This is a genomic window from Chloroflexus islandicus (genome assembly GCF_001650695.1).
In the GTDB taxonomy this organism is placed as follows: Bacteria; Chloroflexota; Chloroflexia; order Chloroflexales; family Chloroflexaceae; genus Chloroflexus; species Chloroflexus islandicus.
This window is the reverse complement of the sequence record NZ_LWQS01000040.1, coordinates 15,854-31,562: the sequence shown is the minus strand read 5'-3', so window position 1 is coordinate 31,562 and position 15,709 is coordinate 15,854. Positions and strand designations below refer to the sequence as shown.

Sequence of the window (15,709 nt, the reverse complement as noted above, 5' to 3'; positions counted from 1 at the left end):
CTCCACAATTAAGAGCAAGGTTCTTGCGATTGCACTGGTAGTATACCGGGTAGCAAAAAGGCGGCCAAGGGGCCGCCTTCCCATCGTAATGGGGAGAAGTTCCCGGTTGTGGCGATTACCCGTGTACCACCAACGGTTTCAACCCAGCTTCAATCACGTGCCGGTGCGGTTCGAGGAACGGCGGCAGCGCCAATCGCTCGCCCAGCGTTTCTGCCGGTTCATCAACGGCAAATCCCGGTTCGTCGGTGGCTAGCTCAAAGAGGATGCCGTTCGGTTCGCGAAAATACAGGCTGCGGAAATAGTAGCGATCAACGATGCCGCTGTTGGGAATGCGTAATTCGCGCAGCCGCTGCGCCCACGCCGTATGCTCGGCAAAGGTCGGCACCCGGAACGCGACGTGATGCACGCCGCCAGCTCCGGCTTGCGCCGGCGGCAAGTGCGGTTGGGCTACCACGTGGACTTCCGCTGCCGGCCCGCCGTTGCCCATCGCATAGACATGCACCGTGTCGTTGGAGAAGTCGGGGTGCGGATAGGTGCGCTGCGGCTGCATGCCCAAGACCATGCGCAGCACCGCATCGGTCAGGCCGAGCCGCGCCACGCTGAGCATCACCGGCCCTAACCCGCGAATCTGATATTCGGGCGGTACCGGACTCTGCTCCCACGGCACAAACGTGCCCGTCCCGCCGTCATCGATCAGTGAAAGCCGTTGCCCTTCCGGGTCTTCCAGATCGAGCGTTAACCGGCCATCGCGCTCGGTTATATCGCCGGTTTGCACCCCTTCGGCGCGCAGCCGCTTGGCCCACCACTCCAGACTCGCCGCACCGTTGACGCGCAGCATCGTGCGGGTAATACTGTGCGTCCCCCGCCGTTCCCGCGGCAACGGCCAGTCGAAGAAGGTCAGGTCACTGCCGGGAGTGCCGGCTCCATCGGCATAGAACAGGTGGTAGGCGCTAGTGTCGTCTTGGTTAACGGTGCGCTTCACTAGCCGCATCCCCAGCACACGGGTGTAAAAGTCATAATTGCGCCGAATATCGGCAGAAATGGCGGTCACGTGGTGAATGCCGGTAAGTGTGAGCATGTTTCCTCAATCTAGTGTGAAATAAAATCCTCGCTGATAGGTAGCCTTGGAAAGTGCAAGTGCATTTTCGCCTCTATTCCCCGCTCGCGTCCCAGAGGGGCAAAGCCGCAACGAACGCGAAGATTGCCAAGATGTTAAACGCAAAGCCGCAAAGGATGGGGAATGGGGAGCAGGGAGGAAGGGAGTAGCCTTACCTTTTCCCGGCTCCCTATTCCCTCTCCCCCAGCGGGGGAGGGGCAAGGGGTGGGGGCATCTCTCCCCTCCCCCAGCGGGGGAGGGGCAAGGGGTGGGGGCACATCCCCCACACTCCCGTGCCCCCGGCGGTGAGTACGATGACACCCTCACCCCCAGCCCTTTTCCCGCGCCAGCGGGAACGGGGCGCTGCTACGTTCCGCTCCTGCAATCCCTTGCCCGCCATCCAACGGCTCTCCCGCTCCCGCCGTCAGGTGGGAGCGGGGGTTGGGGGGTGAGGGCCATCAGCCCGCGCAGCGGGCTTCGTAACCCTAGCCCGGCCCTTTAGGGCCGGGTACCGGCGTTCCCACCCCTACCGCAACTCCGGCGGCGGCACCAGCCCCCGTTGCACCGCCACAATCGCCGCCTGTGTGCGATTGCTCACCCCCAACTTCTGGAAGATTTCGCTCAGGCGGTTGCCGACCGTCTTTTCAGCCAAACTCAGCTTGAGCGCAATCGCGCGATTATCGTCGCCTTGCGCCACGAGCGCGAGAATATCGCGTTCGCGCGGCGTCAACACTTCGTTGAGCGCCGGCGCATTGTCGTTGCGGCGCAGCAGATCGAGCACGCGCGCCGCTGCGCTGCCCGCCAGCGCGGCTTCGCCGCGATACACCACGTGAATCGCTTCGATCAATTCGCTGGCATCAGCGTCTTTGAGCAGATACGCATTCGCGCCGGCGCGCAACGCCTCCAGCACCGTCTGTTCGTCGCGGTGCATGGTTAACACCACGCAACGAGTTTCCGGGCTTACCTGTGCGATCTGGCGCGCCGCCTCGATCCCGGTCATCACTGGCATCGAAACGTCGAGCAAGGCAATATCGGGTTTGGTCGCTTTGGCTGCCTCGACGGCGGCGGCGCCGTCACGCACCTCGGCCACGACCTGAAAGCCGCCTTTGCGCTCAAGGATTTCGCGCAGCCCTTGCCGGAACATGGTATGATCATCGGCGATGAGAATGGTGATCGGATTACTCATAGCCCCTCCTTCTCTCTAAGCATCTTACCATGGGAAACAGCAGCCGCGCAGGTTATGCGCGGCTGCAATGCGTCGCGCGCGGCAAACCGCCGCGTGCGGGAATGCCATTGTTACCGATGAGGCTATTCGGTGCCCAAAATCCCTTCCAGCCGTGAAGGTTGCGGCGCGGCCTGCGCTTGCCGGCCAAAATCGTCGCGGCGGAAGACGATCTTGCCGGCGGCCATCGTCAACATGACCTGCCCTTTCAGGCGCTGGCCGCGCAGAGGCGTGTTTCTGCCCCGCGACACAAACTGGTCTGGATCAACCACCCAACTGCGTTCCGGATCGAAGATCACGATGTCAGCCGTTGCGCCGGGGCGCAGGTTGGCCGGCGAGCGGTTAATCACTTGGGCCGGGCCTTCGGTCAGTTTGGCGATCAGGTTGACGATATCAAGCTCGCCCCGGTGGACGAGGGTCAGCGCCAGTGCCAACGCCGTCTCTAACCCGCTCATGCCGGGTGGCGCGATGCCGTATTCGCAATCGCGATCGACCAGCGCATGCGGCGCATGGTCAACGGCAATCGCATCAATCACGCCGTCGCGCAACCCTTCAACCAATGCCTCGACATGTTCGATGTTGCGCAGCGGCGGTTCGACACGGGTCGAACTATCGTACGGCGGCAGTAGGGCTGGATTGAGCCACGACGGCAGGCTGAGATCGGGATGCGCGCCGGGCCGGCCCGTCTCGATTTCGTTGCGCTCTTCCAGCCAGCCGAGCAGCCAGCGATCGGTCAAGGTGAGGTGGTGCGGCGTGACTTCGGCAGTCACCCGCACACCGCGCGCGCGGGCAGCGCGGATCAGCGCCACGCTGCCGGCGGTGCTGACCCGGCTGATGTGCAGGTGGGCACCGGTTGCCTCGGCTAGCGCAATGTCGCGGGCAACGATCGCCTCTTCAGCGGCAGCGGGTATGCCGGGCAGCCCTAAGCGAATGCTCACCGCACCCTCATGAGCGACGCCGCCGGCAGCGAGCTGCGGATCTTGGCAGCTCACCATCACCGGCAAGCCCAAGGCCGCCGCGTAGGCCATGGCATTGCGCATCAGCGCCGCATCGGCGATCGTGCGCCCGCCATCACTGAAGGCGATGCAGCCGGCTTCCGCCAGTTCCCGCATCTCGCTCAGCACGCGCCCCTCATTGCCCAACGTCAGCGCGCCGATCAGATCGATCCGCACGCTGCCGTGACTGTCGGCCAATTCGCGCAACTGCCGGATCGCGGCGGCGTTGTCAGGCGTGGGGCGCGTGGTTGGGCGCGCGCAGAGCGTGGTGAACCCCCCGACCGCTGCGGCGGCGCTGGCGCTAGCGATCGTCTCTTTGTGCTCTTCACCCGGTTGGCGCAGATGGGTGTGGAGGTCGGTAAACCCCGGCGCCACCACGCAACCGCGCGCATTAATCACTTCCACATCCGGCCCGATCGGCTCGCGTTCGCTGTGCAAGTCGGCGAGATCGTACAAACGCTCCACTTTGCCGTTCGCAACCAGAATATCGCCGATCGTCGCCACCCGGTTCGCCGGATCGATGATCGTGCCATTTTTGATCAGATACCGCATTGTATCCCCCCTTAACCGGCCATTCGGTAGAGCAGCGCCATGCGCACGGCGACGCCGTTGGTGACTTGTTCTTCAATCGCTGCCGGCGAGGCCGTGGCGACTTCAGGAAAGATTTCGATGCCTTCGTTCATCGGGCCGGGATGCATCACGATCGCGTGCTTGGGCAGGCGTGCCAGCCGTTCGGCGGTTAGACCGTAGACTCGTGTGTATTCGCGCAGCGCCGGCAACAACCCGCTTTGCATCCGCTCCTTCTGCAAACGCAGCGCCATCACCACATCCGCTTCTGGCAAGAGCGGATCGAGCTCGTGGACGACCCGGATTGTGGGCCACGTCGCCGTCCAGAACGCAGCCGGCCCGATCAGCGTTGGCGGGCCGCAGAGCGTGACCCGCGCGCCGAGCCGGGTTAAGCCCCACAAGTTCGAGCGCGCCACCCGGCTGTGCAGCACATCACCGACGATCACCACGTTGAGATCGCGGATCTGGCCGAGCCGGCTGCGCATCGTGTACAGATCAAGCAACGCTTGGGTCGGATGGGCGTGGCGTCCGTCGCCAGCGTTGATCAGCGAGCCGCGAAAATGGCGCGCTACTAAATAGGGTGCGCCCGATTGGCTATGCCGCATGACAATGATGTCGGCGCCGAGCGCCTGTAACGTGCGCACGGTGTCAACCAGCGACTCGCCCTTTTCAACGCTGCTGCCGCGGGCGGTGAACGCGACGACGTTGGCCGATAAGGCGCGCGCGGCGAGCTCGAATGAGATGCGCGTGCGGGTGCTCTCTTCAAAGAACATATTGACGACGGTTTTGCCACGCAGCACCGGCACCTGCTTGATCTCGCGCCCAAGCACTTCGCGCATGCTTTCGGCAGTCTCTAAAATCTCTTCGATCTCGGCGGCGCTAAAGTCATCGAGATCGATCGCGTGGCGGCGCAGTTCACTCATTGCTTGCACCTCGCTGAATTACAACTTCATCAACCCCGTCGGTTTCGCGCAGGCGCACCATCACCCGCTCCGAAAGCGAGGTTGGTACGTTTTTGCCGACGAAGTCGGCCCGGATAGGCAATTCGCGGTGGCCGCGGTCGATTAGCACGGCCAATTGAATGCGGGCCGGACGGCCTAGATCGGCAATTGCATCGAGCGCGGCCCGCACCGTGCGTCCGGTGAAGAGCACGTCGTCGACCAACACCACCGTCTTGCCGGTAATGTCAATCGGCAGATCGGTCTTGCGCACGCGCGCTGCTGGGCCGCGCAGCTTCAAATCGTCGCGGTAGAGCGTAATATCAAGTTGGCCGACCGGCACCCGCGTGCCGTCAAAATCGGCGATCGCGGCGGCGATCCGTTCGGCCAGCGGTACGCCGCGACTGCGAATCCCCACAATCACCACGTCGCGCAGGCCGCCGTTGCGCTCGTCAATCTCGTGGGCGATTCGTACCAGCGCTCTCCGAATCTCGTCGGCTGACAGAATCTGCTTCTCGTTGCTCATGCTTTCCTCCGCATTTCCGCATCCGGCGGGCTGCGCAAACAAAAAAACCCTTGCCCGCCGCAGCGGGGCAAAGGGATAACGGCATTTCAGGCCGGGTCGTATTCTGGTTCATCTATTTATGCTCCTTTACAGCCTCACGGGGCTGTATTAAAGGCGGTTGCATCGTACCACACCCCGGCGGGGGTGTCAACAAACGGTGGGGCGCCTCGCCACACATAACGGCGAAACATGGTACCATACCGTCAAGTGAGCAACTACTTGCGCGCCGAGATGGCGCCTCGCCGGAGATACTGTTATGCCGCGAGTCTTGATTTTGCACGCATCGGTTGGCACTGGCCACAAACGCGCAGCCGAAGCGTTGGCCGCTGCGTTTAGCCGTCGCCAGCCGGGAGAGGTGCGGGTTGAGGATGTGCTCGATCATACTTCGCGCCTGTTCCGTCTCGCCTATGCGCGCTCGTACCTTGAATTGACCGATCGGGCGCCGCTGGTGTGGGGGTATTTTTATACCCAGACCAACGCTGATCCGAATCTGGCTGAAATTACCAACAATATTCGCAAACTGGTTGAGAGCATCGGTACCAATGGTCTCAAAGAGGTGCTGCGCGCGTTTCAACCAGAAGTGATTATCTGCACCCACTTCTTGCCGATGGAGCTGCTCGTCGGCTATAAACGCAGCGCGCGCCTCGTTGAGCCGATCTATTGCGTGATTACCGATTATGCGGCCCATACCTTCTGGACATATACCGAAATTGATGGCTATTTTGTGGGTGATGAGCAAACGCGCGCCCAATTGATCGAGCGCGGCATTAGCCCGCAGCAGATTGTGGTGAGCGGGATCCCGATCGATCCCCAGTTTGCCCAGCCTAACGATTGCCGGATGGCCCGCATGCGGCGTGATTTGCCGCTTGATGGCACGGTTGTCACCTTATTCGGCGGCGGGGTTGATGATGATCACGTGCGCCAAATCGTGAGCGGCTTGATGCAAAGTGACCTCAAGGCGACCCTCGTGGTTGTGGCTGGACGCAATACCACGCTGGTCGAGTCGCTGAGCGATTTTATCTCGACCCCGAGTGTCGATCTGCGTGTGCTTGGTTTTATCGATTACGTCGATGATCTGATTACGGCGAGCGATTTGGTGATTACCAAAGCGGGTGGCCTGATTGTCAGCGAGGTGATGGCGCGGGGAACGCCTATGGTAATTATTGACCCCATCCCCGGTCACGAGGAATGGAATGCTGATTATGTGGTCAGCACCGGCAGCGGCATCCAATTGCGGATGTGCGAGTCGACCCCGCGGGCCGTGCTCAATCTGCTCAACCATCCCACCATGTTGCTGGAAATGCGCCAGTGCGCGCAGGCGGCGGCCCGGCCACACGCTGCGCTTGAGATTGCCGAGAAGGTCATCGCTGATCTAGAACAACATCGCTATGATTGAGACCGCTACGAATCGGCAGCCGATTGATGTGCTGTTTGCCATTTCTGATACCGGCGGCGGCCACCGCAGCGCAGCGGTGGCGATTAGCGCGGCGCTCGAACAGTTGTCGGGCGGGAGCATTACGTGGGCCATCGAGGATCTGTTGCAGGCCACAAATGTGCCCGGCGTGCGCAGCGCTCCCGGTCTCTATGACCAGCTTTCGACTCGCTGGCTGAAACTGTACAATTTCTCGTTCCAACTGACCAATTCGCGCTCAACTGTTGGCTTTCTCTCGCGAGTGGTCTATCTGATTGCCCGCCAGAATCTCGAACGCCTGCTGGCCGAACGCCGTCCGCGACTAGTGGTTGTCACCCATCCGCTGGTGCATCGCCTCGTCTGCGCGGCCCGGCGGCGCCGGCATAATGCGTTTCGGGTGGTGACCGTCGTGACTGATCTCGTGACGCTGCATGCGGCGTGGAGCTATCCCGGCGTTGATCTGGCCCTCACCCCCACCGATGAGGCGTACCGTCTGATGCACAAGCGCGGCATGAAGCCGAGCCAGTTGCAGCGTTGCGGCTTTCCGGTGCATCCCAAGTTTGCCGCCGAGAACCGTGATGCGCTGGCTGTGCGCCGCGCTTTGGGGTTTGATCCCGATCGCTTCACCGTCTTGCTGACCGCCGGCGGCGTCGGGTCGGGCCGGCTCGGTGAGCTAGTACAAACGCTCGAGCAGCAGATGCCTGATAAGCAGTTGCTCGTCGTCACCGGCAAGAACCGCGCTCTCTACGAAGAGTTGCGCCGGGGGCCGCGCTTGCCCCATACCCATCTGTTTGGCTTTGTCAACAATATGGAAGAGCTAATGGCCGCGAGTGATGTGGTGGTAACGAAAGCCGGCCCCGGTACGCTGATGGAGGCGCTGGTGATGCGCAAGCCGGTGATCGTGACCGAGGCGGTCGGGATTCAAGAGCACGGTAACATTGATTTTGTGCTGAATTACGAATTGGGCTTTTTCTGCCCCACCAACGAGCGGATTGTCGCTGCAATTAGCAATCTCGAAGACCCGGCCCTCTATACGGCGACGGTCGAGCGGCTGAAGCATGCTGTGCCCCGTGATGGCGCTATGCAGATTGCCCGCGTCATCCATCAGCAGTTGAGTTTGCAGCCGAAAACGCCAACCCGGCACGGGTAACGGGTAGGGAGAACGCATGCGTTCTCCCTACCCGTGGTGTTGCCATAACCGCGCCAATAATGGTTCTACCAATTCCTGCCCGCGCAGTTGGCGCCGCCAGCCTTCAGGGATGCCGCTAAGACCATAGCGGATGCCGGCAATCCCGCCTGCGACGCACGCCGTGGTGTCGGTGTCGTATCCGAGCCGAATCGCTGCCCGCACCACCTGCTCGTAGTTGTGGCCTTGCTCCACTGCCCACCGCGCCGAGCGTAGCGTGTCAACCACGTAACCTTTGCCTGCTCCCGGCGCCGGATCGTCGGGCCGGATATGCGTTTCCAGCTCGATCCGTGCTTGCCCGTTGCCGTAGATCTCGCGCAGCCGGTGGGTTGCCGTTGCCCATGCATCGTTGTCGCCAACCAATTCGTAGCGTGCCCACAAGCAGTACAACGCGCAGCAGATTTGTGCCCGCAGATGGCCATGGGTCGGCAATGATTGCATGTGCGCATCGGCCACCAGCGCCCGATCGTCGCCGGTGTGCCAGAGGGCGAGCGGCAATACCCGCATGAGCGAACCGTTGCCGTTGTCGTATTCGCCTGCCGGCCCCGACCGGTACGGTGGCAAGCCTCGCTGCAACGCTTGGATGGCTTTGACCGTTTGAATACCTGCATCGAAGACGATGCCGTCAGGGGTATACGCGCCCTGTTCATACCACGCTCTGAACTTGAGGGCAACGTCATTGAGATCGAGCCGGTCACATGTGAGCAATGAGTCAAGCAGTGCCAAGGCCAAAGCCCCGTCGTCTGACCACGTTCCCGGCGGGACATTGGGGTGGCTGCGCGCGAAGTTAACCGGCGGCTGCATGTCAATCTGTTCGGGTGGCGGCAGCTCGTTAGGTGGGTGAAATTCGTATGGCACCCCTAGCGCGTCGCCGATCAGGAGGCCGTATAACCCTCCCGCGATGCAGTCATATCTGTCCATTGTCCCTCTCCTATAAGCTGGCTCTTATGGCAGTGAACGTTGGTATTGTACTGCATTGATGAGGCAGAAGAGAGGGATAGTGGTTGGTTGAGCGTGAATTGTTACCAGAGCGTGCAGCAGTGCAACTGCCGCTGCAACAGATGAAATGCGGCAGGGTACAACTATGGAATGCGGCAGTGATACTGCCGCACGCCAAAGGCTCCGCTTGCACCCTTACTCGCGCGCCGAGCGGCAACTGCCGCCGTCATGATGGAATGCGGCAGGGTACAACTATGGAATGCGGCAGTGATACTGCCGCACGCCAAAGGCTCCGCTTGCCCCCTTACCAGCGCGCCGAGCGGCAACTGCCGCCGTCATGATGGAATGCGGCAGTGATACTGCCGCACTCCATACCCCTGCCTCGCTTGCTCTTTACCCGCGTGCCTGCTCGAAGGTGGCGGTCGTTGCGCCTTGCGCGTCGAGCGCGGCTGCCACCCGCTCGCCGGCCTGCACGCCAGTGGCCCACGTCTTGGGCACGCCGACGCCGCCGCGGTAGCTGCCGGTCAACTGCAACGTTGGCCAGCGCTGTTCGAGCCGCTCGATCGCGGCCATCCGTTCGCGATGGCCGAAGGTGTACTGCGGGATCGCATAGCGCCAGCGCGTGACGTGGGTCAACAGCGGTTGGCCGCTGATGCCCAGCACCTGCTGGTTGTCGCGGAGGGCCGACTCGATCAGCGCCTCCTCGCTCTGCTCGGCCAATTCGGGCCGGATCGCGCCGCCCGCCAGCGTAATTGTCAGCGCCCGATCAGCCGGCGCGACGTGTGGGAAGAGGCTGGAGGCCCACAGAATGCCGAGGAACTGCCGCCGTTCGCTCGATGGGGCCAGTACGCCAAACCCGTTCAGCTCGCGCGAGAGCTGGTCGCGGCGGAAGCCAAGGTGAACCACGGCCACCGGCGCATACGGAATGTGCCGCAATGCGCTGGCGGCGCCGGTATCGAGTGATTCGACCAATTCGGCAGCGGCGTAGGCTGGTGTGGCGATGATCACGCTACGCGCGGTGATTGTCTCAATCTCGCCCGCACCATCCACCGTCACTTCCCAGTAACCGCCACGGTTGCGCAAGCCAACCGCTTTTCGTCCCGTCCAGACATTGCCCGCGCCAAGCGCGCGAGCCAGCGCACGCGGCCATTCGGCCAAGCCGGCCCGGAAGCTGAAGGTGCGGCTGCGCATCTTTGGTTCGCTTACCGCCGGTTTTTGCTTGGGTTGCTTGAGCATGCCGCGCACAATGCTGCCGCCGCGTTGGGCCGCTTCCCACAGTGAGGGGAAGACCGCTGCGATCGATAGTTGGTTGGGATCGCCGGCATACACGCCGGCCACAAATGGGTCGAGCAGGCGCGCTGTCGCTTCGGGGCCGATCCGGCGGTTGAAGAAGGCGGCCACGCTCTCGTCGGCACTGGCCGGTTCGTTCTTGACAAACGGTTCGGCCAGCACGCGCAGCTTGCCTTGCCACGAGAGCAATGGCGTGGTGACGAGACTGACCGGCGAGCTGGGAATCTCAACCGGCTTGCCGTTGATCAAGATAAACCGCCGCTTGCCATGGCGCGTGGCCGGCGTGATCCGCTCGCGCAAGCCAAGGTCGATCAGCTCTTGCCACAACCGCACGTCTTTCGTGCCCAGCGTGTTTGGCCCGCAATCGAGCGTAAACCCTTCCGGCGTGGTGACACTGTGGATCACGCCGCCAACCCGGTTGGCCGCTTCGATCACCAGCACCCGGTACCCCCGTTTGTAGAGGGTATAGGCTGCCGCCAACCCGCCGATGCCGCCCCCGATCACGACACTGTCGTATGCTGCCATCATACGCGCTACTCCTCATACCGTGCTCGAAAAGATCGGCCGTTCCGTCGCCTGTTGCAGATAGCGATCCAATTCCATCGCCAGATTCCGCACAAAGAACCGTCCGCGCTCGGTGACGCGCAAGCGGCGCGGTTCCACCTCGACCAACCCGTCGTCGGCGTAGGCCGCGATCCGTTCGATCTCGGCAGCAAACGCCTCGCCGAGCGGTTGTCCGTGCGGCGGCAATGCCAGATCGAATGGCACCTCAAGGTTGCACATCAGATGCATGATCGCCTTCCGCCGCATCAGATCGTCGTCACTCAGCCGCATCCCGCGCGTGATCGGCAGCTCGCCGGCATCAATTGCACGCTGGTAATTGCCGAGATGGGCATCGTTCTGGGCATAGCGCCCGGCCAAATCGCCGATCGCGCTCATCCCGAAGCCGATCTGGTGCGGCGCGGGCAACACCGTATACCCCATAAAGTTGCGCTGCAACCGCCGCTCGCGCGCCGCGACCGCCAATTCGTCATCGGCCAGCGCAAAGTGATCCATCCCGATCCATTCATACCCTACAGCGGTGAAAGCGTCAATCGCTTGCAAGAAGAGCTGGAACTTGTCGTAGCCGGTCGGCAACTGGCGCGCATCGACCCGCTTCTGGTTCGGGCGCGCCTGCGGCAGGTGCGCGTAGCTAAAGCAGGCAACCCGGTCAGGCCGCAGATCAATCATCGCCTGCAACGTCGCCGCAAAGCTGGCCGGCGTCTGGTACGGCAGGCCGTAGACCAGATCGATATTCACGCTGGCAAAGCCGGCATCGCGCGCCGCCAGCACTACCGTCTCGGTCTGGCTGAGCGGCTGAATCCGCCCGATCGCTACTTGCACATCGTGGGCAATATCTTGCACCCCGAAACTGATCCGGTTAAACCCCAGCTCGCGGAAGAGGAAGACCTGCTCGCGGCTGCCGATGCGCGGATCGACTTCCAGCGCCACTTCCGCCTCAGGGTCAATAGTAAAGGAGGCCCGCAGCAGGCCCATCAAACGGCGCGACTGCGCTTCATTCAAGAAATTGGGCGTGCCGCCGCCCCAATGCAATTGCACCACCTTGCGCCCCGTGCCGAGCGCGGCTGTCACCATTGCCAGCTCGCGTTCGAGCCGGTCGAGATAGTGATCAACCACGTCGGCCCGTTTGGTCGAGGTAGCGTTGCAGCCGCAGTACGCGCACCGTTCAGCGCAGAAGGGCAGATGCACATACACGCTGATCGGATCGGCGGTGGCTGCCACGTCGCGCAGCGCCGCCAGATAGTCATCGGCAGTGAATTGGGCGTTCCAATGCGGGACAGTCGGGTAGCTGGTGTAGCGTGGGCCGGGACGGTTGTAGCGGTCGATCGTTGCGCGGGTGATCTCAACAGTCATAACAACCCCTCTTGCCGGCTGATTCTGTAGTTCCGTTTGCAAACTACGTGGACAAGAAAGCAAAAACCAAACCCAGAGCTTGCCCAAAGACGCATGATCGAATCTGATTGTAGCATGATAGTCAATCATTTGATTGTTTGAGCAATTCGCCGGCAGGATGTTGGCAGAGCGGTTTTGGCTGATAAGAATGAGGAATACGCCCTTGTGGGCAGTGACTTGCGTTGCGAAAGCATAACTGTGATGAGAAACTTTTTCTGAGCGTCGATCTGTTTGCCCAAATCATCGCGTATAGTCATCTAAGGATTTTCAGGAATGTAGTTTGATTGATCAGCTTCGATCTCATGCTATACTGATGTGCCGCGTTCCGGGCGGTATTTCAGTAGATGTGGTGATTTGCATGAACCGTTCTCGACGACGACCAATCCGGTTGAGTGCATTGCGCTGTATTGCGTATGAAGTAGCGCTCAACGGCTGGCGTATCTTACGCCGCACCGTTAACGATTTTAGTCTCTGGCGATTGATTGAATATCCGTGGGCCACCAAGGCGCTCGATGTGCGTCGCGGCGATCTGGTGGTTGATATTGGCTCAGGCACCTCTTCCTTTCCGCACATGCTGGCCAAAGAGGGCCTTGATGTGGTCGTACTCGAACTTGACGCCGATCGGGTACGCTGGCAAAAGGCGAAGCGGGCCGCCACCGCGCGTCCCGGTGATGGCCGGTTCTTCCCGATTGTCGCCAGCGCAACTGCGATGCCGTTTCGTTCCAATTCGGTGGCCCGAATTGCCGCTGTCTCAACCCTTGAACACATTCCTGATGATGAAGCGGTTGGGCGTGAAATTGGCCGGGTGTTGGCCCCAGATGGGATTGCGGTGATTACGATTCCGTATACCAGCGGCGAGCGCACCGGTTTCTTTGAAGGGATCCGTCGCTTCAAGCGCGTGGCCCGCAATGCCTTTGTCCAAGAAGGGAAGTCTGGTTCGTTCTTCCGCTTCTACAATGACGAAGATATCCAACGGGTCTATGTGCAGCCGGCTGGGTTGCAGATCAGTCCGTTGCGCGGTTTTGGCCGCTCGATCCTCAATTGGCGCTATCACGAGACCAAACTGACCCGATTTTGGCGAACTTTTATCTTAAAAGATCTGCTGCTGGCGTGGATCGTGCATCCGTTGGAAGAGCGGTTTGATCGCACCGACCCGCTCTATGTCATGTTTACGCTGCGTAAGCCGCGTTCGAGCGCGCCAAAGTGATGGGTATAGCTTGTTTCCCCATATATTATCGTTGGTTGACAACGTTTTTGGCGCTGTTCCCCCTCCTGACCCTTCTCTCGCTGATGACGGAACCATACAGCTTCGGTTGCCGGCGGAGTGAGAGACCGGCTTGGGCGGCAATACCGAACAACCTGTTTCTCAACGAAAGTGACCCGCAAGTGGGAACAAAGTACTTGCCTCCGGCGTCTCTTCTCATGATAGAATATGCCCGGAAATGGAATCCTGCATGCGCATCCTATATTTCTTGCCACGCTACGACCGCGCGGCCATGGGCAACCGAATCCATACCGAAGTGATCGAGGCTTGGCGTTCACTCGGTATTGAAGCCGAAGTGTTGAGCTTAGCCGCTGATCAGCGTCGCCCTTCGCGTGTGGTCGAAGATGGGATCGTCGTGCATCGCCTCCCTTCAGGAGGCGGTCTACCGCTGAGAATGGCCAATCGCGCCTTGGCTCCGATCTTCCCCTATCCTTACTTGGCCGGTGCCATTGTTGGCTTACGCCGCTTCTTTGCTTCTGCGCCTCCCTTCGACCTCTGCCACGTCGAAACCGCGTTTCCGCTCGGTTTTGCCGCCTTGCTGGCCAGCCGGCGCGCGCCGCCGTTGGCCGTGACTTTGCCCGGCGCCGATGTGATGGCTGAACCAGAATATGACTACGGCTATGCCCGGTTTCGCACTGTGCGCGCGATCTTGCCGTCCGTCTTCCGCCGCGCATTGGTGATCCGCGCTGATTCGCCGCAGATTCGCGAGTTGGCCATTCAGCGCGGCGCGCCACCGGCAAAAGTAACCGCAATTCCGTACAACATTACCGCAGATAGCTTCCCGCCATCTGGCGAGGCGCTGGCCCGCGTGCGCGCGCGCAGCCGGGCCGAGCTCGTTGTTCGCCACCAACTCGATCCTGAGCGACCGATTATCGTGAGTTTGAACCGGTTACATCCGTTCAAGGGGATTGCGTATCTGGTCGAAGCCTTGCCTACGGTGCGCGCCGCCGGTATGGCGCCGCAGGTGTTGATCGTTGGCCCCAACCGTTCGACGCCGCGATTCGGTGATTATGGCGCGTTTTTGCGCCGTCGCGCTGCCGAATTGGGTGTGGCTGGCGATGTGTTGCTGACCGGGGCAGTTCCGCATCACGATGCCTTCACCTACCTAGCCGGGGCCGATGTGGCGGTGGTGCCCTCGGTTGCCGAGTCATTTAGCCGGGTGGTGATTGAAGCATGTGCTGCCGGTACACCGCCGGTCGTGACCCGCACCACTGGCGCGAGTGCGTATGTGGCGGCAGCGCAAGCGGGTCTGGTCGTCGAGCCGCGTTCCGGCCCGGCGATTGGCGAGGCCATCGTGGCGCTCTTACGCGATCAAACGGTGTGGAAGTCGTATAGTCTGCGCGCTGCCGAGTTGGCAAAGCAGTTTTCCTCCAGCCGGATTGCCGCTGATCTGGCTGCATTGTACCGCGCAGCGTTGCGCGGTGAGCCGCTGCCTGAACCAGTGATGGTGTAGCAGTGGCGAGGGTTTGCGCGAGAGTGGTTCGCACGTCTCTGAGGAGGTTTCAATGGCTCGAACATCAAATCGGATGCCCTTGTTGGCATTAGCCGTTGTTGCGCTGGCCGTAGCAGCGGCGTTGGTCTTTGCTCTCCGTCCCGGCCAAGCCGAAGAGGGTGGGCCGATCTTGCAATACCCGCCCGAACCGCCGGCACCGACGATTGGCCCCAATCCGACCGTGCCCGCCGGTTTGGCCGCCGGGCCGCGCTTTGTGGCCGATTTTGCCTCGGCTGACAGCCTGCGCGATTGGCAGATGGTCGAACTCGATTTCATTCTGCCCGAAGACCGCGCCAATTGGGTGATTGAGAACGGGCGGCTACGCCAAGATTTCGCCAGCGAAATCCGCAACAGCGCGTTGACTCAGGTAGCAGCGTTGGCGCCGGTTGCATTTGCCGATGGTGTGGTGCGCGCGAGCTTTTACGATGAGTTTAACGGTATCGCCGGATTGGTGGCGCGCTATCAGGGCGAGGTCGGGTACGAGGCGAGCTACTACCGGTTGCGGTTGCTCAAGAACGAGTATGAAGCGACGCCGAAGTATGCGCTGGAAAAGGTGGTTGATGGCGTCGTGACGCCGCTAGCCACGGTAGCGGGGCCGGGCTTTGCGCCTCGCCAGTGGCACGTGATTGAGTTGGAAGTGCGTGGTGGTGAGTTGACGGCGCGCCTGAATGGCAAGGTGTTGTTGCAAGCAAGCGATGCCCAACCCCTGCCAGCCGGCCGGGTTGGCGTCTACACCCGCGCTTTGGGCGGCATAATGTTCGATGATGTGATTGTCGCGCCTTAAGCCCATC

13 protein-coding genes are annotated in these 15,709 nt (G+C 61.4%); 5 read left to right on the top strand and 8 right to left on the bottom strand.

The features are described from left to right. Window positions 1-115: 115 nt before the first annotated feature. The 5 genes from A6A03_RS06145 to pyrR form a co-directional block, all read right to left on the bottom strand. Window positions 116-1,078, bottom strand: a complete 963-nt coding sequence (locus A6A03_RS06145) for a ring-cleaving dioxygenase (RefSeq protein ID WP_066784957.1) — start codon at window positions 1,076-1,078, stop codon at window positions 116-118. A gap of 544 nt (window positions 1,079-1,622) precedes the next feature. Further along, window positions 1,623-2,282 (bottom strand): response regulator, encoded by a 660-nt coding sequence (locus A6A03_RS06140; protein WP_066784955.1) that lies wholly within the window; start codon window positions 2,280-2,282, stop codon window positions 1,623-1,625. Window positions 2,283-2,404: 122 nt separating this feature from the next. Beyond that, window positions 2,405-3,865, bottom strand: coding sequence for a dihydroorotase (locus A6A03_RS06135; RefSeq protein WP_066784951.1), 1,461 nt, complete (start codon window positions 3,863-3,865; stop codon window positions 2,405-2,407). An 11-nt stretch (window positions 3,866-3,876) separates the two neighbouring features. Then, complete coding sequence (locus tag A6A03_RS06130; RefSeq protein WP_066784948.1) at window positions 3,877-4,803, bottom strand: aspartate carbamoyltransferase catalytic subunit; 927 nt, start codon at window positions 4,801-4,803, stop codon at window positions 3,877-3,879. Continuing rightward, window positions 4,796-5,344, bottom strand: a complete 549-nt coding sequence (pyrR, locus tag A6A03_RS06125) for a bifunctional pyr operon transcriptional regulator/uracil phosphoribosyltransferase PyrR (RefSeq protein ID WP_066784946.1) — start codon at window positions 5,342-5,344, stop codon at window positions 4,796-4,798. The genes A6A03_RS06130 and pyrR overlap by 8 nt, the downstream gene beginning before the upstream one ends. Window positions 5,345-5,639: 295 nt before the next feature. Between pyrR and A6A03_RS06120 the strand changes: the two genes are divergently transcribed. Beyond that, a complete protein-coding gene (locus A6A03_RS06120) occupies window positions 5,640-6,779 on the top strand; it encodes an MGDG synthase family glycosyltransferase (RefSeq protein ID WP_066784943.1) in 1,140 nt (379 codons plus the stop codon). Then, window positions 6,772-7,944 (top strand): MGDG synthase family glycosyltransferase, encoded by a 1,173-nt coding sequence (locus A6A03_RS06115; RefSeq protein WP_066784940.1) that lies wholly within the window; start codon window positions 6,772-6,774, stop codon window positions 7,942-7,944. The genes A6A03_RS06120 and A6A03_RS06115 overlap by 8 nt, the downstream gene beginning before the upstream one ends. 27 nt (window positions 7,945-7,971) lie before the next feature. Here the strand turns inward: A6A03_RS06115 and A6A03_RS06110 are convergent, their stop codons facing one another. The 3 genes from A6A03_RS06110 to hemN form a co-directional block, all read right to left on the bottom strand. Continuing rightward, on the bottom strand, window positions 7,972-8,901 hold the full coding sequence (locus A6A03_RS06110; protein ID WP_066784937.1) for an ADP-ribosylglycohydrolase family protein: 930 nt from the start codon (window positions 8,899-8,901) through the stop codon (window positions 7,972-7,974). Window positions 8,902-9,312: 411 nt separating this feature from the next. Further along, the gene (gene hemG / locus A6A03_RS06105) at window positions 9,313-10,737 is read right to left on the bottom strand and encodes a protoporphyrinogen oxidase (RefSeq protein WP_066784934.1); all 1,425 of its coding nucleotides are present in this window, start codon (window positions 10,735-10,737) and stop codon (window positions 9,313-9,315) included. Between the two features lie 12 nt (window positions 10,738-10,749). Next, window positions 10,750-12,123, bottom strand: a complete 1,374-nt coding sequence (gene hemN, locus A6A03_RS06100) for an oxygen-independent coproporphyrinogen III oxidase (protein WP_066784931.1) — start codon at window positions 12,121-12,123, stop codon at window positions 10,750-10,752. Window positions 12,124-12,520: 397 nt separating this feature from the next. Here hemN and A6A03_RS06095 point away from each other — a divergent pair, with 397 nt between their 5' ends. The 3 genes from A6A03_RS06095 to A6A03_RS06085 all read left to right on the top strand — a co-directional run bounded on the left by A6A03_RS06095 (window position 12,521) and on the right by A6A03_RS06085 (window position 15,702). Next, the gene (locus A6A03_RS06095; protein WP_066784928.1) at window positions 12,521-13,369 is read left to right on the top strand and encodes a class I SAM-dependent methyltransferase; all 849 of its coding nucleotides are present in this window, start codon (window positions 12,521-12,523) and stop codon (window positions 13,367-13,369) included. A 247-nt stretch (window positions 13,370-13,616) separates the two neighbouring features. Then, window positions 13,617-14,879 carry a glycosyltransferase family 4 protein gene (locus A6A03_RS06090; protein ID WP_066784925.1) on the top strand — a complete coding sequence of 421 codons (1,263 nt, stop codon included), beginning with the start codon at window positions 13,617-13,619 and terminating at the stop codon, window positions 14,877-14,879. A 52-nt stretch (window positions 14,880-14,931) separates the two neighbouring features. Further along, window positions 14,932-15,702, top strand: a complete 771-nt coding sequence (locus A6A03_RS06085; RefSeq protein WP_066784922.1) for a LamG domain-containing protein — start codon at window positions 14,932-14,934, stop codon at window positions 15,700-15,702. Window positions 15,703-15,709 lie beyond the last annotated feature (7 nt).